Origin of the sequence: Picosynechococcus sp. PCC 7002 (assembly GCF_963860125.1) — a bacterium.
In the GTDB taxonomy this organism is placed as follows: Bacteria; Cyanobacteriota; Cyanobacteriia; order Cyanobacteriales; family MRBY01; genus MRBY01.
The window spans coordinates 2691250-2713056 of sequence record NZ_CAWLFA010000001.1 but is presented as its reverse complement, the minus strand read 5'-3'; the positions used below and the strand labels follow the sequence as shown (position 1 = coordinate 2713056).

14 protein-coding genes are annotated in these 21807 nt (G+C 49.3%); 5 read left to right on the top strand and 9 right to left on the bottom strand.

What is annotated here, in order from left to right; all coding sequences use genetic code 11:
- Positions 1–52: 52 nt before the first annotated feature.
- On the top strand, positions 53–2026 hold the full coding sequence (locus AACQ84_RS13040; protein WP_012308185.1) for a bifunctional aldolase/short-chain dehydrogenase: 1974 nt from the start codon (positions 53–55) through the stop codon (positions 2024–2026).
- 70 nt (positions 2027–2096) lie between these two features.
- Here AACQ84_RS13040 and hemH read toward each other — a convergent pair whose 3' ends face one another.
- The 3 genes from hemH to AACQ84_RS13025 all read right to left on the bottom strand — a co-directional run bounded on the left by hemH (position 2097) and on the right by AACQ84_RS13025 (position 6582).
- The gene (gene hemH, locus AACQ84_RS13035; RefSeq protein WP_012308184.1) at positions 2097–3257 is read right to left on the bottom strand and encodes a ferrochelatase; all 1161 of its coding nucleotides are present in this window, start codon (positions 3255–3257) and stop codon (positions 2097–2099) included.
- Positions 3258–3417: 160 nt separating this feature from the next.
- Positions 3418–6000, bottom strand: coding sequence for a bifunctional diguanylate cyclase/phosphodiesterase (locus AACQ84_RS13030; protein ID WP_012308182.1), 2583 nt, complete (start codon positions 5998–6000; stop codon positions 3418–3420).
- Between the two features lie 144 nt (positions 6001–6144).
- Positions 6145–6582 (bottom strand): NfeD family protein, encoded by a 438-nt coding sequence (locus tag AACQ84_RS13025; RefSeq protein WP_012308181.1) that lies wholly within the window; start codon positions 6580–6582, stop codon positions 6145–6147.
- Positions 6583–6728: 146 nt separating this feature from the next.
- On the opposite strand from AACQ84_RS13025, the gene AACQ84_RS13020 reads away from it, so the two are divergent.
- Positions 6729–8534 carry a protein phosphatase 2C domain-containing protein gene (locus tag AACQ84_RS13020; RefSeq protein WP_012308180.1) on the top strand — a complete coding sequence of 602 codons (1806 nt, stop codon included), beginning with the start codon at positions 6729–6731 and terminating at the stop codon, positions 8532–8534.
- Here the strand turns inward: AACQ84_RS13020 and murG are convergent.
- Complete coding sequence (gene murG / locus AACQ84_RS13015) at positions 8518–9567, bottom strand: undecaprenyldiphospho-muramoylpentapeptide beta-N-acetylglucosaminyltransferase (RefSeq protein WP_041443645.1); 1050 nt, start codon at positions 9565–9567, stop codon at positions 8518–8520. The genes AACQ84_RS13020 and murG overlap by 17 nt on opposite strands.
- 107 nt (positions 9568–9674) lie before the next feature.
- Between murG and AACQ84_RS13010 the strand changes: the two genes are divergently transcribed.
- Positions 9675–10481, top strand: a complete 807-nt coding sequence (locus AACQ84_RS13010) for a hypothetical protein (protein ID WP_012308178.1) — start codon at positions 9675–9677, stop codon at positions 10479–10481.
- A 77-nt stretch (positions 10482–10558) separates the two neighbouring features.
- On the opposite strand, the gene AACQ84_RS13005 is transcribed toward AACQ84_RS13010, so the two are convergent.
- The 3 genes from AACQ84_RS13005 to AACQ84_RS12995 all read right to left on the bottom strand — a co-directional run bounded on the left by AACQ84_RS13005 (position 10559) and on the right by AACQ84_RS12995 (position 15263).
- Positions 10559–11017 (bottom strand): phosphate-starvation-inducible PsiE family protein, encoded by a 459-nt coding sequence (locus tag AACQ84_RS13005; RefSeq protein ID WP_012308177.1) that lies wholly within the window; start codon positions 11015–11017, stop codon positions 10559–10561.
- Positions 11018–11089: 72 nt separating this feature from the next.
- Entirely contained in the window at positions 11090–13489 is a 2400-nt protein-coding gene (locus AACQ84_RS13000; RefSeq protein ID WP_012308176.1) for an endonuclease MutS2, read from the bottom strand.
- 67 nt (positions 13490–13556) lie between these two features.
- Complete coding sequence (locus AACQ84_RS12995) at positions 13557–15263, bottom strand: mechanosensitive ion channel family protein (RefSeq protein WP_012308175.1); 1707 nt, start codon at positions 15261–15263, stop codon at positions 13557–13559.
- A gap of 359 nt (positions 15264–15622) precedes the next feature.
- Between AACQ84_RS12995 and AACQ84_RS12990 the strand changes: the two genes are divergently transcribed.
- Positions 15623–15982, top strand: a complete 360-nt coding sequence (locus AACQ84_RS12990; protein WP_012308174.1) for a hypothetical protein — start codon at positions 15623–15625, stop codon at positions 15980–15982.
- 488 nt (positions 15983–16470) lie between these two features.
- On the opposite strand, the gene AACQ84_RS12985 is transcribed toward AACQ84_RS12990, so the two are convergent.
- Positions 16471–19080, bottom strand: coding sequence for a hypothetical protein (locus AACQ84_RS12985; protein ID WP_159449833.1), 2610 nt, complete (start codon positions 19078–19080; stop codon positions 16471–16473).
- A gap of 609 nt (positions 19081–19689) precedes the next feature.
- Positions 19690–21237 carry a M16 family metallopeptidase gene (locus AACQ84_RS12980; protein ID WP_041443644.1) on the bottom strand — a complete coding sequence of 516 codons (1548 nt, stop codon included), beginning with the start codon at positions 21235–21237 and terminating at the stop codon, positions 19690–19692.
- 199 nt (positions 21238–21436) lie between these two features.
- On the opposite strand from AACQ84_RS12980, the gene AACQ84_RS12975 reads away from it, so the two are divergent.
- The gene (locus AACQ84_RS12975) at positions 21437–21778 is read left to right on the top strand and encodes a hypothetical protein (RefSeq protein ID WP_012308171.1); all 342 of its coding nucleotides are present in this window, start codon (positions 21437–21439) and stop codon (positions 21776–21778) included.
- Positions 21779–21807: the final 29 nt, after the last annotated feature.

Sequence of the window (21807 nt, the reverse complement as noted above, 5' to 3'; positions counted from 1 at the left end):
CCACCCGAAGCGGCCTAAGATTTGTACTGTGTAATTTAGCGGAACTCAGTACATGAAAAGCCTTTGGAACGATCAAGAAGCAGCCACCTACCAGGGGGATTTGGCCCTGCGGGTTTACACATCGCGTTTGTTAGGGCGAGATCCCTCTTTGGTACTCCATGGCGGTGGTAATACCTCTGTCAAGGTCACGGAAACGAACCTCGTCGGGGAAACGGAAGAAATTCTCTATGTCAAAGGAAGCGGCTGGGACTTGGCGACCATCGAGGCGGCGGGTTTTGCCCCCGTGCGGATGAATCATTTGCTGAAATTGGCTCAATTGCCAAGCCTAAGCGACCCCCAGATGGTCAACGAACTAAAGACCCAAATGACTGTCGCCACGGCCCCGACCCCTTCGGTGGAAACGATTTTACACGCGATTTTGCCCTACAAATATGTCGATCACACCCACGCCGACGCAATTGTGACGATTACCAACACACCGGAGGGCCTGGAGCGAATCAAAGAAATTTATGGCGATCGCCTGGTGATTATTCCCTATATCATGCCGGGGTTTGACCTCGCTCGCCTTTGTGCCGAAAAATTTGCCGCCGCCGCCCACGCCCAAACCGAGGGGATGATTTTGTTAAACCACGGGATTTTCTCCTTTGGGGCGACGGCCAAAGAATCCTACGAGCGGATGATTGCCCTTGTCCAGGAAGCAGAAACCTATCTCCAGCAGCAAGGGGCTTGGCAGATTCCCCAACGTTCTGTAAAAACCAGTGACACTCCCATCGCGAAAACCCTAGCCCAACTCCGTTACGACGTTTCCCAGGTGGCAGGTTTCCCGGTCATTCTCAAAGGCGATCGCCGCCCGGAAATTTTGAACTTTACCCAGCGGGAAGACTTAGGGCGCATTTCCCAACAAAATCCCGCCACCCCCGACCATGTAATCCGCACCAAACCTGTGCCACTGATTGGCCGTGATGTGCAAGGGTTCGCCGCCGCTTACAAAGCCTATTTCACCAACCAAGCGCCCGAAGCCAAGGAACCCAAAACCATGCTTGATCCGGCCCCCAGGGTAATTCTCGATCCGGAATTGGGTTTAATTACCGTCGGCCAAACCGCCAAAGCCGCAAACATTGTCGCAGATATCTATCGCCACACCATCGAGATTATTACCCGTGCTGAACGGCTCAGTCGCTACCAAGCCCTGTCCCAAAAAGATATTTTTGATATGGAATATTGGGATCTAGAGCAGGCCAAACTGAAAAAAGGGGGCAATCCACCAGAATTTACCGGCGAGATTGCCCTGGTGACAGGGGCCGCCTCTGGCATTGGTAAAGCCTGCGTTGAATCTCTCCTGAAGCGAGGGGCGGCGGTGGTGGCCCTGGATATTAACCCCACCATTGAAACCTTATGCGATCGCCCTGATTTTCTTGGCCTGACCTGTGACCTGACGGACGAAACCCAAATTAAAAACGCCTTAGAGCAAGCAGTCCAATATTTTGGTGGTTTGGACATGGTAATTCTTAACGCCGGGATTTTCCCCCCCAGCCAGGCGATCGCCAATCTCCCCACCGACCACTGGCGACAGGTACTCGACATTAATCTCGACAGCAATTTGGTTCTGCTGCGGGAATGTCATCCTTTCCTGAAACTGGCACCGAAAGGGGGGCGGGTCGCGATCATTGGCTCGAAAAATGTTGCTGCCCCAGGTCAAGGCGTCGCTGCCTATTCCGTTTCCAAAGCGGCCCTCAACCAACTGGCACGGGTGGCCGCCCTCGAATGGGGTTCAGACGAGATTCGGATCAATACCATCCATCCCAATGCCGTCTTCGATACAGGGATTTGGACGCCCGAAGTGCTCGAAAAACGCGCCAAAGCCTACGGCCTAACCATTGAGGATTACAAGAAAAACAATCTCCTTCAGGTGGAAATCACTAGCCAGGACGTCGCTGAATGTGCCGTAATCCTTTGCAGTGATCTATTCGCTAAAACAACCGCCGCCCAAATTCCCCTTGATGGCGGCAACGAGCGCGTCATTTAACAAAAATCCCCCTTTGAAAGGGGGAGCTAGGGGGATGTCACTTCCGAAGGGGGAGCTAGGGGGATGTTATTTACATAATGCCAACAAAATGGAGCGGGCCTTGGCCACTAATCAACTCCAACAACAACGCCAAAAAGCCGATCATGGCGAGGCGGCCATTTAAGACCTCGGCGCTGGTATTCATGCCCCAGGACAATTCTTGGGGATACATTTTCATATTTTCTTTGGGGTGGGTGACCTGACCAAAGGTGCGAGGACATTGTTCGAGGGAATCGGTGACCAAGTTCGCCAAGGATTCGATGAACAATGGATGAGTATTCAGAGCCGGAACGCGGCGGAAATTTTCAATGCCAGCTTCCTCGGCAACTTCCCGATACTCAATATCGATTTCCTGGAGGGTTTCGATGTGCTCAGACACGAAACTAATGGGAATCACCACCAAATCCTTCACGCCTTTTTCGCCCAGGGCAATGAGGGAATCTTCGGTGTAGGGTTGGAGCCATTCTACGGGGCCAACACGACTTTGGTAGGCCAGGGTGTAGTCATTGGGACGACCAAGGGCTTCCATGATTAATTTGGTGCATTCTTCGATTTCTCGCTGGTAGGGATCTCCTGCTTCTTCGACATAGCTTTGGGGGACGCCATGGGCACTAAAGAAAATATGGGCCTGGTCTGGGTTATCAAATTGATCCAGCTCTTGGCGAATGAGATCGACCATCGCAGCAATGTATTGGGGATGGTCATACCAGGAGGGAATGAGGGTGTAATCGAGTTGATTGAGGTCTTTGTCGGTGCGCCACATTTCTTCGAGCACCCGGAAGCTAGACCCGCTAGTGCTGATGGAAAACTGGGGATAGAGTGGCAATACCACAAGCTGATCAAGGTCGTCTTTTTTGATTTCGGCGATCGCCTCTTCGGTGAAGGGGTGCCAGTAGCGCATCCCCACATAAACTTTGACCTCTTGACCCCACTCCGCCAACTTTTGGGCGAGGGCTGTCCCCTGGGCTTCGGTGATTTGTCGGAGGGGCGAACCACCGCCAATTTCTTTATAGTTTTCTTGGGATTTGCCGGCCCGGAGCGTGGAAATGAGCCAAGCAAGCGGCTTTTGCATCCATGGCGCGGGTAAACGAATAATTTCGGGGTCAGCAAACAAATTAAATAAAAAAGGACGGACATCCTCTAATTTGTCTGGCCCACCTAGGTTAAGTAATAAGACCCCAACACGACCCATAGCTGATACAAATTAAATTTACTGGTATTTTCTTTAAGTTATTGTAACAATATATCTCTTTGGGACGGCGTGCCTGTCGTGGTGGCTACAAGAAAGTCGAAAAAGTTTACATTTCACCACTTTATTTTTCAGGTTTTCAGCAAACCCAAGTAGTTTCTTTCTAAACAACTCGCTTCAGGCCTTCAGCGGAGAAGCGATGGACCTGCTCGGCCCTTTGGGGACGCCCGAGAAAATATCCTTGGGCAATGTCACACCCCATTTCTTTGAGTAAGTCTAGGATGGCCTGATTTTCAACCCCTTCTGCCACCACTTCTAAGCCGAGGCTATGGGCTAAATTAATCGTCGAGCGGACAATCACCAGGCTTTGTTCGTTGGTGAGCATATCCACCACAAAGGATTGATCAATTTTTAGGGCATGAACCGGAAACCGCTGTAAATAGCTCAGAGAAGAATATCCGGTACCAAAGTCATCAATGGATAAATGCACTCCCAGATTAGCGAAGCATTGTAATAGCTCTAGGGCATAGCGCGGGTCACTCATGAGGGCGGTTTCTGTAATTTCGAGTTCAACCTGTGCAGGGATGATTTCATATTGCTGGAGGAGCGATTCAAAGGTGGTCAGGCAGTTTGGATCGAGCAAGCTACAGGCCGATAGATTGAGGGCGATCGCCAAATCAAGACCTTGGTTTTGCCAGGCTTTTTTTTGTTGGAAAGCTTCTTCCCAAATCCAGTAGGTCAGCGCGTGGATTGCATCACTTTGTTCCGCGAGGGGGACAAATTCAGCGGGGGAAATAAGCCCAAACGTGGGGTGGTGCCAACGGGCTAAAGCCTCTACGCCGATCAGTCTTTTTTGCCGGAGATCAAACTTGGGCTGATAGCACAAAAAGAATTGTTGGCGGGCGCTCGGTTTCCCGAGGCTAGAGAGAATGGCGAGGCGACGCGGGGTGTAGTGGTCAATATCTTCGTGGTAAATCTCATAGGCTGTACGTTTTTGTTTTGCCGCATACATCGCCACTTCGGCACTGCGGAGGGCGGCGTGGCTGTCTGTCCCGTGGTTGGGGAACATCGCAATCCCCAGGCTCGCCGTAATATGAATCACATTACCCGCTGTCACAAAGGGCTGCTTAATCGCTGCCTGCAAAATATCGGCCAGCTCCACCGCATGCTGGCAGGCTTCTTCCCATTCGCTGTGCATCATCGGACAGGCAACGGCAAATTCGTCTCCCCCCAAACGACAGACGATCCCCTGGTAGGGACTGAGGGCCGAGAGTAAGCGCAGGGCAATCTGTTGTAGAAAGGTATTCCCAAGTTTGTGGCCCAGGGTGTCATTGAGATCCTTGAAACGGTCTAGGTCAATGAGCATCACAATGATTAACTCGTACCCCAAGGAGGGCGCATTTAACCACTCCTGAATCGTGTCATGGAATAGATTGCGATTGCCGATGGTCGTCAAACTATCGTAGCGGGCTTGGTAGCGCAGTTCTTTGAAATGGTGGGCATTGGCGATCGCCAAAGAAATCGACTGACCCAGGGCGCGGAGGGTATCAATTTCATAGGAAGCTAAGGTTTTATCCTCTTGGAATAGCATCAACAGCAAGCCAAACTGTTGTTCATGGAAAATCAAAGGAATCGTTAAAACCTTCGCCGCATTGCTCAGGGCGACACTTTGGGGACTGAGATCATCACAAAAACAAGCCAACTCCGCAGCGTCTAAAATTTGGAGCGTTTTATCCTGCAAAGCATAGCGAAAAAGACGATGGCTGGCGGTGAGTTGATTGAGGGCAACGCGCCTTTCCGACGAAAAACCCGCATGGCTCTGGAGCTTGAGTAGGCCATCCTCAAAAGTTGCACCTTCTAATAAATAAAAACCAATACAAGTTTCCCCATAATATTGATGTAGCGTTGTCGTGGTTTCCCGGGCAATATCTTCAATTTCTAGGGAGCCATGTAACCGCTGGGTAAGGGCATGGGCCAAGGTCAAGAAGCAATTGTGCATCTGCAAAGACCGTTGGGAACGTCGCAGTTCCGCTTCGACCTGTTTGAGGGCAGAAATATCAATGGCAATGCCCGTAAATCCCGAAGCATTTTGATCGAGATCAAGTTCAACCCGCGACGCAAATCCATATAGTCTTAAGGTTTGACCCTGTTTTGTCCGGACTCGAAATTCCCCTTCTGCATAGCCTTGACTAAAAACTTCTAGTAACTGTTGCTGCACAAACTCTCGATCTTCAGGCACAACCGTCTCAATCGCCTTGAGGTGAGACATCTCTGCATCACTAAAACCAAGCACTTCTTGATAAAAACGATTCCAACGGATAAAGTTACCCGCACCATCACAGACGAACAACGCGCCTTGGAGACTATTAAATAATCCTTGGAGAATATTGCGTTCGGATGCTAAGGCTTCACTGGTCTGTCTGTAGGCAGAGGCCCGCCGCTGGAACGCCGTTAAGGTTGGCAACCACCGCACCAGTCCAACGCCAACGAAAATCAGCCCAACACCTTCACTAATAAATCGCTCACCGAACTGCCAGACCGTTCCTAAAGATTGCCACTGGGTACCGAGGTATTGGGAGAATTGCAAAAAAGATAACCAACGTCCTAAAGCTAACAGGATGCAACCAAAAATAATGTAGCGATAGTCCTGTTGCCGCATCGCGATTTTTTGATCATGTTTTACGAGGACATAGACAATGCCCGTTAACATCAAAGCGGCACATAGGGCAGCAAGGGACTGGTACATAGATATGGCTAGAGCGGGAAGAAATGGTGTCGGGAAAAAGCTGCAATCTAAATGTATTTTATCGGTGAAAAACTTCTCAAATTATAGAATTGCTTACAGGTTAACTGAGCTTAACTAAACCTCTTCTGAGTTGGGGACATGGGCCTAGGGTTCAAGGAGATGCCGGGGCATGACAATCAAGGTTGTGCCTTCCCGACGTAGCACATAAACGGTCTGGTGGGGATCAATGGTGACGGTTTCGTCGGCGCAGCGGGCTCGCCAGGAGTTGCCTTCGTACAAAACGCGGCCAGCTTCACCGGGGGCGATCGCCGTTAGGGTTTCGGCATCGGCAGCATCACTGATGGTCCGTATGGAAGTTTTGGGGGTAAAAAAACGGCGGGAACTCACAATGGCGATGGTCGAAAACAGCAACCACAAAAAAATCTGCACATTGGGATCTAGGCTCGGAACGAGATACACAATGACGGCCACGGCCACGGCTCCAAGCCCTAGCATAAACTCCATGAAGGCGGTGGGAAAAATAAACTCTAGGGAGCAAAGCACCGCGCCAATAATTAACCAGATCATTAAAGGATTGAGCATTCACCGAGACCCTAATACTGGGGATTTTTCGCCATATAATTCGATCAGGGATGGCCTCCGTGGGTCAGCACCATTGACCGCTGACTTCATCATAGCTTGACTACTGGGCCTGGGCTGTTTGTGCGCTGTACTGTTTTCTAAAGTTTATGTCTATTACTCTTCCTTATCTCCGAGCATCGGGTTCCTTGGCGTTAACCTTTCAGGCAGCGGATCTTGTTGGCGATCGCTACTGGGTGGTTGCACCGCAAATTTGGCAAGACACCAAGCCCGAAGCACCACCGGACTGCACAGCCCCCAATGACCTGGCCCAACGCTATGGCAAATTATATTCCCGTCAACTGCACTTGCCCCGCATTTACGATATTTTGTCTCTCCCGGAAGGGGAAATTTTACTCCTCGACAACATCCCAATTAACAATCAAGGGGAACTGCTGCCTGCCCTAGGATCGGTCTGGGCCGATGCTTCTCCCCTGCAACAGTTAAATTGGCTGTGGCAAATGCTCGATCTTTGGGAAGATTTGGCAGCCGTGGCCATGGGCACCAGTCTTTTGCCGTTAGAAAATATCCGGGTCGATGGTTGGCGACTCCGACTGATGGAATTATTGGCCGATCCCCCTGGTGCCCCTGTCACCTTAGGGGCCTTAGTAACGCCCTGGCGATCGCTCCTGGCCGAAAGCACGCCGCCAGTCCAAGCAATGCTGACGGAACTAATTGAAAGCTTTAGCGAACCGGATGCAGATCTAGAGATTATTTTGCCCCGGTTAAATCAGCTCCTTTTAGAGCAGTCTAGCCAGCAACATCTGCAAATGGCGATCGCCAGTGCCACCGACCAGGGAAAACTCCCCACAAGCAACCAAGATGCCCACTACCCCACGACCCAGGATTTAGCCGCTCCCCCTACGGCAACCCTAGCCTTGAGTGATCATTTACTAATGGTGTGTGACGGCGTTGAAGGCCATGGCCAGGGGGATGTGGCGAGTCAGTTGGCAATTCAATCCCTCAAGTTGCAATTGACAGGTTTCTTCCAAGGGCTATTTGATACCGATGAAGTGGTTCCCCCGGCGGTCATCGAACAACAGTTGGCGGCCTACATTCGCATTACAAATAACTTGATCGCCGAACGTAACGATCAAGAAGGACGCACGGGGGGCGATCGCATGGCCACTACTCTAACCCTGGCCCTCCAGGTACCCCAAAGACCCAAGGCCGACAAACTCCAGGATAGCCACAGCCACGAACTCTACATTGCCCAGGTGGGGGACAGCCGTGCCTATTGGATCACTAAAGATCAATGCGTTTGCTTAACGGTGGATGATGATCTGCTCAGTCGGGAAGTCCAGGCGGGCCGGGCTATTTATCGTCAAGGGTTACAGCGTCCTGATCACATGGCCCTCACCCAAGCCCTAGGGATTAAAGGGGGCGATCGCCTCCATCCTGTGATTCGCCGCTTCGTGTTTGCTGAAGATGGGGTGTTGGTGGTCTGTTCCGATGGCCTGAGTGACCAGCAATTTTTAGAGTCCCATTGGCAGACCTTCGCCCCGGTGATTATCCAGGGTCATTTGCCCCCGGCGGCCCTGCTCCAGGGCTTAATCGAGAAGGCGATCGCCAAAAATCCTGAAGATAACATTACGGCGGCGATCGCCTTCTACCGCTTCACAACGGATACCTTCACCCAGGCCCCGGACATTGAAACGGCCCCCGCCCCGGAAGACTTTGAGCCGGAATTTGTCCCCCCAGATCTCGCCCTAGACACAACCCTTGAGGCGGAACTGGAGTCGGAACCAGAAACAGAAAACAGTCTATCCCAGTTCACCTTAATTCTGGTGAGTTTAGTGGCGATTCTTTTGATGTTAGTCCTGGCGGCCTTTGGCTTGAACTGGCTGTTAAACCGTGGGCCTGAGCCGACGCAACCGGGGGAGCCAAATCTTGAAACCCCTACAAACGCAGAGTAGTACGCAGGAAATAAGCAATTTTCTCGGCACTTTCTGGCATTCCTAGGGCAGCTACATTGGCGGCGATCGCCTCCCGTTTTCCCGGTGCTTCCAATAGACCCAAGACCATCGCGGTGAGGGATTCGGGCGTTAATTCAGCCTGGGGCGCTAACAGTGCGGCTTCGTGTTTCGCAAAAACCTGAGCATTGAGGGTTTGGTGATCCTCGGCGGCGTAGGGATAGGGAATCAGAATGGCCGGCGTTTTGGTAATGGTTAATTCCGTCAGGGCGCTGGCCCCGGAGCGACTAATCACCACGTCCGCCCGTTGCAGGAGGGGAGCAATATTCTCAACAAAGGGCAAGGTGAGATAGTTTTCGGCTTGGAACTGACCAACGTCAGGGTCGTTTTTCCCGGTGATATGAACGATCGAGGCTCCGGCTTCGAGCCAGCGGCCCGCACATTGACGCACCAATTGATTAATCCCCACGGCCCCCTGGGAGCCTCCCATCGCCAAAATCAAGGGGCGATCGCCTGGAATATCCAACTCTAGAGGTTGGGGCGTGAGAAATTCGGCTCGCACTGGGGTGCCGAGGTGAATGGTTTTTGCTTTGGGTAGATATTGGGCCGACTCCTGAAAGCCCATAATCACAGCAGTGGCATATTGCCCCAACAGGCGGGTCACTTTACCGGGAAGTACATTGGACTCGTGGAGGATCACCGGAATTCGTCGCAGTCGCGCCGCCAGGATTGCCGGAGCGGCAATATATCCCCCGGTGGTAAAGACAAGATCAATCTGGCGATCGCCTAAAATTTTGTAGGTTTGAAAAATAGACGCGAGCAACTGCAAACCATTGACTAGCTTTTGGAGGGGGTTGCCCTGGAGTCCCTTGGCCGTGACCGCGTGACGGCGATATTGATTAGGCACTAAATCCGTTTCGAGGCGATCGCGCACCCCCAACCATTCAATCTCACAGTCCGTTAATTTTTCTGCCACCGCCAGGGCCGGAAAGAGATGTCCCCCGGTGCCACTGGCCGCCATCAAGATTCGGGTCACTGCCTTTGCCACAATTTCAGTCGTTTTTCGTCTCAGGTTCTAGAATAGATTACACGTTCTGATCAACTGATGGGAACTTGTCCGCTTGAAGGAGTGATCGAAAATTTATGGGCTACTGGCAATCTTGGCAACGGTTTTTTGGCATGGCGATCGCCACGGGAGTTTTAACCCTGGGATTTGGTTTACGCAGCGAGGCCCGCACTCCGGCCACTGCCCCAGCTTCCCTCACGGATCTTTTGGTAGACATTGACCAAGCCGCCAATGACCAACAACTAGAACAACTCTTAAATTTTTATGGTGAGAATTTCACCCACAGCGACGGGCTAACCAAGACGGATCTCCAGGACTTGTTAACGCAACTCTGGGAAGAGTATCCCCGCCTGAGCTACAACACCAAGCTCCTCAATTGGGAACAAACGGGCGATCGCCTCGTGGCCGAAACCGAAACCCAAGTGCGGGGCCTCAAGAAACAAGCAGGCCGCTGGGTTCATTATGAAAGTACAATCCGTTCCCAACAGACATTCCAAGGGGACAAACTGATTAGCCAAGATATTTTGTCTGAAGCGTCAACCCTCACCAGTGGCGACAATCCCCCCGCCTTGAAAGTCTTGATCCCAGAAACCGTTGCCCCTGCCGCTGATTTTGGCTTTGATGTGATTGTGCAGGATCCCTTGGGAGAAGAAATTTTATTGGGGGGTGCCCTCGAAGAACCGATTACCAGTAGCACCTACACTAATCCGGAGGCCTTTGACCTGGATATTCTGCCTGCTGGCGGCATTTTTAAACGGGTAGAAGCCCCCACCGAAGCGGGAGATATGTGGTACTCGGCCTTGGTGGTACGCAGTGATGGCATGGTGCTCACCACCCACCGGGTCAAGGTTGGAGATGCGCCTCTCCAGGCCAACGGTCTATAGTTTGTCCGGCTAATCTAGTTGTGAATCAAATAATTAAATAACGTCAATTACCGCTCCGTGTTCAATGTTTGAGAACGCTACTGGGGCGGTTTCTGGTCTTTGGTCGGATCTAGGTCGGGGGAATATCCATCTTCGGGGTGGCTTTGTTTCATGAAGTAATAGCCCACCGTCAGGGAAAGAATAATTGCGGCAATGCCAAATAAACTCACGCTATCGGTGGTTTTGATGTCTAGAATAATTACCTTCCGGGCGATCGCAATAATGGCGACGGATAAAACCACTTCAAAATGGGGGCGTCCCTTAGAAAGATAGGTATTGATAATGCTCTCTAAAAGTTCGATGCCGATAATGATCAGCATAAAGAGACTAAAAACTTCTAGCAGTTGGTCGGCGTTTAACAACAGTATCGGGGGGGCGGCGATACTTTGGAACAGGAACCAGCCAAAATCCAGGGTTGCTAAGCCAATGGCGATCGCCATCATCGCCAGCAGAACTTGAATCATTAGTTTTTCGTAGCGTTTAAAGAGCTTGAGCATTGAGTCCCTGGGGCTAGAGTGGTGTTCTGGTACAAAAGGATTCCCAGGGAAATATTGTAGTATGCGGCCTTCTTAGGAAAAATAGGCCAGGGTGACGCCAGCTCCCCCTTCTTTTTGATCGGCGAGTTCGTAGCGCTGAATTTGGGGATGGTATTTCAAAAATTCATGGACGCCTTCCCGGAGCTTGCCGGTACCTTTGCCGTGGATAATCCAAATGACCTGGGAACCCGCAGCAGTGGCATTGGCGATCGCCTGTTCGAGGCTACTTTCTGCTTGGTGCATCCGTTGTCCCCGGATATCGATGGTATTGCGGGTGGTGCGCACCGTCACGGTCTCAGGTGTTTTTGCTTTGGGTGGCGCTTGTTTTTTCGGGGTTTTTGGCTTGGGCTCTGCCTCGACTTTCTGGCCCTGGAGCGATTCAATTTCTGTCCAATCGAGGGACATTTTCATCACCCCAAAACGGGCGACGAGGGTTTTATTGTCAGGGTCTAGTTCAATGACCTCGGCGGTTTGTCCCAGCTTAGAAATGCGAATTTTTTCCCCCAATTGCGGTTGATAACCCGGTTTTTTCCGTTTGGGTTGACTCATTTTGCTGGCGGCAATGTCCCCCAGGGCTTCGGTGGCAACCTGGGCTTTTTGGGCGGTGGGTTGGCCCTTTTGTAAGGTGCGAATTACCTGGGCAATCTCGGCTTTAGCTTCGGCGATCGCCGCTTGTACCTGTTGGTCTTGGGCGAGTTTGAGTTCAGCTTCCCGGCGTTGGAGATCGGCGGCTTTACTGGAAACTTCCGTATAGAACCGTTCGGTCTGTTTGAGGAGAGCTTCGGCTTCCTTGGCTTTTTGTTCCTGTTCCCGGCGCTGGGCTTCGAGGGCGGCGATCACCTCGTTGACATTGGTATTAGTATTCCCCAACAGATCCTGGGCTGTTTCCACAATCTCCGCATCTAGGCCCAAACGCTGGGCGATCGCCAAGGCATTGGAACGTCCCGGAATCCCCCAGAGCAACTTGTAGGTGGGCCGGAGGGAATATTCATCAAATTCGACCGAGGCATTTTCAAAGCGCTCATCCTCGTACTTTAGGGCCTTCAGTTCCCCGTAGTGGGTGGTGGCCACCGTGAGCTGGGTCTGGTCTGCCAAATATTTCAACAGGGCGATCGCCAGGGCGCTGCCTTCGGTGGGATCGGTGCCGGCCCCCACCTCATCGAGGAGCACAAGATTATTCTGACTCTCCTGGTCTAAAGCTTCAATAATCCGACCTACACGGCGAATATGGCCAGAAAAAGTCGATAAACTCTGCTGGAGGGATTGTTCATCGCCGATATCAGCTAAAACCTGGTCAAACCAAGGGATTTCCACCGGGGCGATCGCCGGGATAAAAAGGCCCACCTTCGCCATGAGCGCGGCCATTCCCAGAGTCTTTAAGGTGACAGTTTTGCCGCCAGTATTGGGGCCCGTGATCGCCACGACGCGGATTTCTGGGCGAATTTGCACATTGATCGGGATAACTTCCAGGCTTTCTTCTTGTTTCTCCTGCCACACCAGCAAAGGATGGCGCAACTGCCGCAGTATTGTCGGTTGATCGGGGGCGATAAATTTGGGCGGATGCCCATCGAGCCAAAGACTATAGCGAGCGCGGGTCATGGCGAGATCGAGGGTGGTGGCGATCGCCAGGAGTTTTTCGAGATCCTCGACTACCTCGGCCACTTTTTCGGTGAGCTGACGCAGGACAATTTCAATTTCCCGCTCCTCTTGTTTCACAGCCTGGCGGAGGCGATTACCCAGCTCCACAATCCCCTTGGGTTCGATGTAAAGGGTCGAGCCCGTGCTGGAAATATCGTGGACGATGCCAGGAATTTGTTCCTTTTGCCCTGCCTTAACGGGTAACACAAAGCGATCGCCCCGTTGGGTAATGACCGCTTCCTGGATCGAGCCACTGTGCCGCTGCATGATCCGCTGCAAGGTTTGGTAAATCTGCTCCCTGGCCCCTTTAATTTTGACGCGAATTCCTTCGAGCTTTGGGCTAGCTCGGTCTGTAACATCTCCCCGGTCATCGATGCAATGGTGAATATCTTGTTCCAATTCCGGGTAGGTGCGCACCTGCTCCACCAGGCGCGTCAATTGGGAGAGTTCTAACTCCGCATTTTCCACCAAGCGCCGCAAACGACGCACTCCGGCCAGGGTAGTGGCAATGAGCAATAAATCTTTCCCCGCGATCAGTCCTCCCACGGTCGCCCGTTCCAGAGCATCACTGATATCGCCAATCCCCTCAAAGGAAACGCCGTTGTCCACCGCTCCATCTAAGGCCTGCATTTCGACGGTTTGGGCCAGGAGAATCTCACTGTCTGCTTGGCTCTGGGGAAAAACCAAATGCTGCGCGGCGATCGCCCCTAACTTGGTTGCGGCAAAGGTCGATAAATGTTGGCACAGGCGTTGCCATTCGAGAAGTTTAAGGGTTTCGGCTTGGATCTCAGTCAAGGACAGTTAAGAGGAAATACGGCAGAGTTCAATTATATAGAAAATGAATTGAGCAAGGCGATCGCCCTTAATGGGGAGGCTCCAATGGCTGATCTGTACCGTGGAGCCACACATCACTCTGGAAGACAGGAATAATGATTCCCGCTTTTTCAAAGGCAATTTTGACCCGTCGCCGAAATTCCCGTGACACTTCCCACTGTTTTAGGGGCAAAGTTTTGATCCACAGCTTGATCACCATGCCCCGCTCATTGAAATTATCCACCCCCAGGACTAAGGGGGCTTCAATAATGCGCGATCGCCAATCTCGATCCGTATACATTTGTTCGGCCACTTCCCCCAACACCTTGAGGGCAAAATCGACATCTGTTTCGTAGGGCACCGGAATATTGAGATCGGCCCGTGACCATTGATTTGAAAGATTAGCGACGATCCGCACTTCTCCATTGGGAATCGTAATCAAGCGGCCTTCTGCGTCCCGAATTTGGGTAATGCGCAGGTTGATATTTTCGACTAAACCCGTCACCGAGCCCACATTAATCACATCGCCAACGGCGTATTGGTCTTCGAGGATAATCGAAAAACCATTGATAATATCCTTGAGTAAATTTTGAGCCGCAAAGGACACCGCCAAACCAATGATCCCGGCCCCCGCAAGGAGGGGAGCGATATTGATATTAATCGACCAAAAAAAGACCAGCAGGGCAATCACTAAAATAATCAGGGTGACGACGCTACGCATCACCTGGGAAAAGGTTTGTACCCGCAGTTCTAGCCGTTGGTTCGACTCTTGGGTGATAAAGGTAAACGCTTCGAGGGCACCATCGGCCAGGAGTTGGTTAAATTTGGCAATCAACGCATAACTCAGCCGGATCAATAAGTAACTCACTAGGGCGATCAAGGCGAGCCAAAGAGGATATCTAAAAATGCCCAACAGCCAAACCTGGGCAATCCGCGTTTGGGGAAATAAGCCCAAGTTAATAAAAATGGCTGCGGTAATCGCGCCTCCCTGAAGCAGTTGGCTCAAACGGACTTTGACTTCCCGGAGGTTGTTGCTTTGCCGTTGGCTCAGTTGAATTGAAATGAGGGTCGTATTGCCTTGGGGAAATTCTGCTTCCCGCTCCTGTTGTTTGTGGAGTTTACGCTGCCAGCGCCGCCCGAAAATTTCTAGGATTAAGGCCACCACGGCAACACCAATGGCGATCGCCACCCGCTGTTTTAAAAATGTGTCCGTTCGTTCAAGCTGAGCCCGGTCTAAGGCACTTTCAATCTGACCAATAATTTGCTCGGTGCGTCCTTCAATATCTTCGCCACTCAGTTGTGCGTCCCAGCGGGTCACGGTCATCAAGCGGATGGATTCATCATCTCCCACCTGGATTTGAATATTATTTTCTAGATCACCGTTCGCTTCCCCCTCAGACCCAACAGTTATCACTTGAATGTCTGGGGCATTTTCCGCGTCATATACCCGTTTAATCCGGTTGAGTTGGGTTTGGATATAGTTCAGCCGTGTCGAAAGTTCCGAACGGGGAGCCGCCACCTTAAAAATACAGTGGCCATCCAAATACACACACCGATCGACGATTAGCTCCTGACCATTGTTCGGCAACACCTCCCCTAGATCTGCTTCCGGTAAGGGTAGGCCAAAAATTGCCCCCGCTGGTTGCTGCAATCCAAGGCTAAGGCTGATCACCAGCAGGCAGGAGGAGAGGAAAAGGAAAAAAGGCGATCGCCAAATTTTGAATAAATGACTATATAAAAATTTAGTAACTCTCACAAATGCAAGGTGTTATGGAAACTTCAATCTTTATTTTTGGCCAAAAACAATCTAATTAACAACCCAAACCCATAAGCAGTACACGAAAACTAACTGCCCTTGCTGTCAAAGTTATACTTACGTAAAGATTGTTCCCTGGGATACTTGAAAAAAAAAGGCTTTCAATGTAGTTGTTAATTTGACTGATTCTTAACAAACAAAATATTAATTGCTCACAACAATTAAACGTGAATTTCTTATAAAGAATGATCGTTTCTTTTGAGAAGTGGGGTATATTTACTAAAGTAAGGGGTTATATATTCTAAGTATAATCTCCATCCAATTACACATTCAAAATTTTGATTATTGGAGAAACAAAAATGAACTTTGCAAAAATCGCTGCTGTTGCTGCTGGTGCTGCCGCTCTCTCTTTAGGCTTTGCCTCTTCCGCAAAGGCTGAATTCGCTGCTTCCGTCTCCTTCGTAGACATCGACACCACTGCTAACGGTATCTTTAGCTCTGACATCACTGGCTTTTCTGGCTCCGTTGCCTTTGGTGATGGCTATGCTGCTGCTGCAACTGGTGCTGCTGCCCTTCAGGTTCCTTTCGGTCCCGATGTCGTACTGACCTCTGGTTATGCCCTAGGTAATGACGATACTTCTGTATTTATCGAAGTTAACGAAATCAACCCCTTCGATGGTGAAGAAGAAGTCATCGAATTCACTATTGGTGACGACTAATACTGTTTAGGTATTTAGTTCGATAATCTATTTTTCAAAGGCTTAGATATTAAATATTATTCTAGGCCTTCTTTTTATGGCTTGATGAATTCGTTTTATCAAGCTTTTTTGGATACAAAAACAAATTTCTTATTTTTTCGAATAGATGTTACATTTTTTGTGATCATCTAAATTCTAAGAACATGTTAGCTTCTAAAAATTGCCACATGACAAAAGTTAATCTAAAGCAGTACTACTGCTGATTAAAAAGTCGCGGATTTTTAGAAGTGTATTTTTTCTGAGTAATATTGCTGTTGCTATGTTTAAGTCTTTGTATCTATGGTTTATTGATTTTCATTAAAAGGCAAAAAAATAAGCTTTTAACAATATTTTTTTATTGGCAAAGCTTTTTTTATGTGTAAATTGTTATCTGTTCACGTAATCAAAAAAAGATGGTGAGACAATCTTCACCATCTTTTTTTCTATAAATAGAGAAATTAAATTGGTTTTTACTGAGGGCCAAACGGATTGCCAGGACGACCCACGCGGAAGGTCAACGTGTAGCGATTGTCAATGAAGTTATTGGTGTCAAATCGATACTCATTTTGACTCCAACCCAAAGATAATCTTGGGCTATTGTAATCAGTACCAAAGCGGAAACCAAGGTTGGCCCCTACCAAGGCAACATTTGATCCCTCATCATAAGGTGTGTAAAAACCAGCAAAAGTAACATTCTCACCGAAGTCAATGCCAGCGGATAAAACAGTACTCGCATCATCAGAATTAGGGAAAAAGTCAATGTTATGATCAACACCTAGTCTGATGGAACCAAAGCGAGCCCCCGCACTCAATAAGAACTTACTGGCATCTGCATCAACAAAAACATCGTCACCCACATCATCCGCTTGGTCGATAGCATAGACCATTGAGGTGCCTAGTGTGAAAGCAGTATTTTTATCAGCAGAACTGAATGTTTTAGCAATTTCACCCCAAACTTGACTGTAGTAGTCTCGATCAGGATTAATGTAACCAATTACACCAGTGAAGGCCCGTACACCTTTCTCTGGATTGCGATACTGGTAGTCAGCTCCCAAGTAAGAACGAAACTTTTGCCCTGACTCTCCTTCGGTATAATCCCAAAGTAGACCAGTATAATAACGTTTTTGATTACGGGCATCAACTTTAGTTCCGGTAAAACTTACGTGGGGTACATAGTTTGTTCTTTCCCGAAATACAACAGTATTGGGGGCGATCGCATCTCTCTCAAAAAGATCGAGACCTACCTGAGTATAAGCATCGGGAATGTCACTGAAATCGAAATCAACAATATCCTCGACCTCCCCAAATTCATCCAAAAAGAGACCAAAAATATCAACATTGATATCTTCTTCGTCAAGATCAGCTGAACCGGCTTCCTCAAACACAGAATCTACTAAACGCGGCGCAGAGATGTTTCTAAAACGACTCCCATCTTCGGTCACTTCAAAACTGCGATCAATCACTGGTGATAGGCCAAGCCAAATACCGTTATAACGGCCCACTGGAATATCGTCGGACTGACGTTCTTCGCCTGGCGCTAGTCTTTCAAGGCTTGTTGCCTTTGCAATACCCGCGTGATACCAAGTAAAGCTGTTTGCCGGTAACCGAGCCGCATCGGCTGCTCTGAAAATGTTGACATTAATATTAGCGTTGTAGGGTTCGTCTGTTCCCTCTAGAGTTGGCTCCGCGTCAGGCAACCAAATACTTGCAAGCTGGGCAACAATATCTAACTCAACACTTTCATCATTGGGGATAATATTAAGCGCCCGGACGGTACGACCTAAAACAGCTTCTTCGCTATTCTGCTTAATGACTTGCCGTACATTAGCGATCTTAGTTGTCACTACATAATCACTTTCTTCGAATCTTCTCGTGAAGCGATCGCGGCTAAAGTCTTCTGCAAAGCCAGAATTACGGACATCAATGTCAAGACCAAGTTGTTTTTCCCCTGGTAATAGTGTTTCTTCTGAACCAATAAAACCATCACCATCAACGTCTTCGATTCTGGCAAGTAATGAACCAGGAACTGGTGTTCCGTCTTCGTCAGAAGCAGGAACTACTTCTCCAAACTGATACGCATCTACCCCACCATCAGGGAAACTTTCAAAGTCATCCCCAGCGAGGATGTCAATAGGAATCAAGTTAGTCGGCTCAGAATCCTCATATACAAGTCTTACTGGTGGTATGTAGCTACAAATAGAACCGTCAGGTGGGTTGGAGTTTGGCCCATCATCTAGAGGGACAAGTTCACAGGAGCCCGTAAGACTCAAGCGTAAACGAAATCCCTGAATGGTTACTGGAATCTCTAGGCTAGTAGTGACCTCTCGCAGCTGTTGGGCTGTTTTGACTTGGAGGAAATTACCATAAAATTCTGTGGTTAAGACATTATCTTCAACGCTAGCGCTCGTACCAGAGCCCAAATTCTGCAAGATTTGAAAACCAGTATCACGAACCGTGAAATCCCCGCTGAGAATACTGGTCGAAACCTCTAAATCTGAAAGATGAGAGACTGGCGTAGTATCCAAATAAACCGTGGAATAGCGCGGATTTAAGGCTCGTAGCTGGCTTTCGGAAATAACTTGTACCTCATCATCAGTATCTTCATCTTGATCGTCTGATTCAGAAAGAATATCTTCTAGCTCCTGCTCTGGATCTTCTTCTCCGGCGATAGTCTCGTCATCAACTTCTGCGTCTGGCGATACTTCATCTGGCTCAGAGAGCAGTTGCTCTAATTCTTCATCAACATTTCTAATATTAGAAGGGGAGCCAGGCTCTGAAACACTTGTGTCTTCGACGTCACCGGTGACTCCTGGCAACGAAGATTGACCTGTCGATGCAGCACCACTACCAGATTGAGCAATCAAACTTGTCTGCTGCCGAGTTTCAAGCTCAGGGACGGACTGAGGTTTGACGCGTCTTTTGTTTTCTTGTCTTTCTATGACCGGGCCGGAGTCTGAGAGAAGATGTTCTGCCGGATTCGCTGAAGCCGCGAAGATAGGGCCACAAGATAGAAGGATCGCAGTATAGACTACTGCCCTAATACCTTTGACTTGTTTTAAATTCTTGAAGTTCATACCCACACACCAAAATTATGCTTCTATTTTACGTAGACTTCCCGAAAAATCCGAGGGAATCCAAACTTATTTAACAAGTGAAACAATATTCTTCACATATTAGATGAGCTACTTTATTTTTCAATCACTCTTCATCAAAAATTCAAGACGATCGAAAATCTACCCTTAGACTGATTGCTTTTTATTTATTTAGCAAAGTAGTTGATGTGGGGTGGTGAATAGCTAGATAAACTAGGCTCTTGATTACTATTTGTTATGAAAAGTGCAAGTTTTATCGATAATTTTTGTCCTGATACTTTAAAACCACACCTAAACTTGCAGTAAATCACTGTTTCGAGAATTGTTTGTGACACTTTGTAGCTATTCTTAATATTTCGTGATTTGAACATAACACTCCCCACAACTCATAGCCCTGTGAGGTGTTTGCATTGGTGTGCATAAACACTTTAGCTGTATTTCATTAGTCAATTAATAGCGTGTCAGTTTTGACCCACGATAAGTTACCTCTATGGTTTCAGTAGAGTGTATCTACACACAAAGGCAAAGGCCTTTAACTCTCTGGGATGTACTCGCACCGCATTTTTTGATTCTGAGGCGATCGCCTTTATTCCGTCTCTATTCCGTCGGTGCCGACAACAACTTCCCAACGGTGCGATTTTCTGGGATGAAGGTTTCCTGGGCAACCCGTTGCACATCCTCTGCGGTAATTGCAGCAATGCGGTCTAGCTCCGTGAACAACTCCCGCCAGTCCCCCGTTTGCACTTCATAGGTCGCCAACAGACGGGCCATCCCCATATTGGAATCTAGCGATCGCAACAGACTGGCCCGGGCTTGGGTTTTTACCCGCTCTAGCTCCTCAGGGCTCACTGGCTCTGTTTTCAAGCGTTCCAATTCCGCCGCAAAGGCCGCAGCCACATCATCTACGGTTTTTCCGGGAGCTGTGAGGGCATAGAGCAACATAATATTCGGATATTTTTCGCCGGGAAAACCATTAAACCCTTCCGCATTCAGGGCCACCTGTTGTTCTTCCACAAGGGATTTGTACAAACGGGATGTGCGGCCATTGCTGAGAATCGAAGCGATAATTTGGTACACCACATAGTCTGGATCCGTTAACTGGGGCGCATGGTAGCCTTCCAAGTACCAAGGTTGGCTGGGCAGTTCGAGGGTGACAGAACGGGTTTCTGTTTGGGTTGGCTCCACAGGAAGCGGCGGTTCCTCCAAGGCTGCCGCTTTGGGAAAACGACCAAAGTAAACCTCTGCCATGGCTTTGACCTGGGTGGGGTCTACATCTCCCACAATGGCGATGGTGAGGTTATCGGGGGTGTAGTGTTCCGCAAAGAAATCCTTAATATCTTGGCGAGTCAGATTACGAATATCCTCGTCATAACCAATCACCGGACGACGGTAGGGGTGGGTCGAAAAGGCCGTATCAAGAAAGACTTCGACCATTTTGCCGATGGGGGAATTATCCGTGCGCATCCGCCGTTCTTCGAGGATCACCTCCCGCTCCTTATAAAATTCCCGAAAAACAGGATCTAAAAAGCGTTCCGACTCGAGGGACATCCACAGTTCTAATTTGTTGCTAGGAAAACTGTAAAAATATTGGGTATAGTCGGCGGACGTGGCGGCATTTAACCCGACTCCCCCAGCGGCTTCAACCACTTGGCCAAAGGCATTTTGGATGACATATTCGTTGGCTTCTGCTTGCACCTGCTGAAATTCGGTTTCAAGGGTCTCGAACTGGGCCATGTCGCCAGCTTCCTTGGCCTGCTGCATTTGGTCAAAGAGTCGATCAAGGCGATCTAATAGGACTTTTTCGGCCTCGTAGTTGGTGGTGCCGAGGTTTGTGCTGCCCTTGAAGGCGAGGTGTTCGAGGAAGTGGGCCACCCCTGTTTTGCCGTCGGGTTCATCGACGCCGCCCACATCAGCATAGGTGACAAAGGAAACGACGGGGGCGCTCCGGTCTTCGAGCACGATAAATTGCAGGCCATTGTCGAGGGTAAATTCGGTGATATTTTCAATGACTTGGTCGAGGTAGGGTTGAATCGAGGGGGTCACACCAGGAACCTGGGCCCAACTGATGGCGGGGGAAAGTTGCCAACTGATCACGGCGATTAAGCAACTGGCGAGTAATCTACGACGGAACAACCCTTTAAACATGGAGATTTTTGGTGATGATCTTGAAGAAAATATTCTCGTCCTATTCTAAAGGAAAGTTTTTGGAATGCCCGACGGGTTAGATCGAAAAATAGCGGCATTGATCCCCTGAAAACCGGAGAAATGGGCGACTCCCTGGCAAATTTTGGCGGGAATAAATAGTAAGATCGACGGGTCTACTTTGTCCTATCTTTGATTTTCGATGCCCATGGTTTCCCCTGATTCTGCCGCTAATCTCTCTGAACAACTTGACCGTATCCAGCAGGAATTATTAGCGATCGCCGCCCAATATGAAGGCAATGGGGAAAGGCTCCTGGAGATTTTGCGCGAACTAGAACTCACCCATCGTCAAATTTCTGAAGATTATTTTTATCCGAGTCTCCCGGAACGGCGGCGGGATCTGTATAACATCCTGCGGGACATGGAAACGGAAGGGGGATGGCCCTACATTGCGCGGCCGAAGTTACAGTTTATTTTGGAAAAGTTTTTGGCGGTGGAGTCAGAAGCCCTAGAGAATGATTCTGAGGATGACGGGGAAGAATAAAAGTAGAGCAAGATATTTCAGGCGAAACC

Excerpts from the sequence above, each read along its gene's own strand:
- AACQ84_RS13040 (WP_012308185.1), top strand. The coding sequence starts at position 53 with ATGAAAAGCCTTTGGAACGATCAAGAAGCAGCCACCTACCAGGGGGAT.
- hemH (WP_012308184.1), bottom strand. The coding sequence starts at position 3,257 with ATGGGTCGTGTTGGGGTCTTATTACTTAACCTAGGTGGGCCAGACAAA.
- AACQ84_RS13030 (WP_012308182.1), bottom strand. The coding sequence starts at position 6,000 with ATGTACCAGTCCCTTGCTGCCCTATGTGCCGCTTTGATGTTAACGGGC.
- AACQ84_RS13025 (WP_012308181.1), bottom strand. The coding sequence starts at position 6,582 with ATGCTCAATCCTTTAATGATCTGGTTAATTATTGGCGCGGTGCTTTGC.
- AACQ84_RS13020 (WP_012308180.1), top strand. The coding sequence starts at position 6,729 with ATGTCTATTACTCTTCCTTATCTCCGAGCATCGGGTTCCTTGGCGTTA.
- AACQ84_RS13010 (WP_012308178.1), top strand. The coding sequence starts at position 9,675 with ATGGGCTACTGGCAATCTTGGCAACGGTTTTTTGGCATGGCGATCGCC.
- AACQ84_RS13005 (WP_012308177.1), bottom strand. The coding sequence starts at position 11,017 with ATGCTCAAGCTCTTTAAACGCTACGAAAAACTAATGATTCAAGTTCTG.
- AACQ84_RS12990 (WP_012308174.1), top strand. The coding sequence starts at position 15,623 with ATGAACTTTGCAAAAATCGCTGCTGTTGCTGCTGGTGCTGCCGCTCTC.
- AACQ84_RS12980 (WP_041443644.1), bottom strand. The coding sequence starts at position 21,237 with ATGTTTAAAGGGTTGTTCCGTCGTAGATTACTCGCCAGTTGCTTAATC.
- AACQ84_RS12975 (WP_012308171.1), top strand. The coding sequence starts at position 21,437 with ATGCCCATGGTTTCCCCTGATTCTGCCGCTAATCTCTCTGAACAACTT.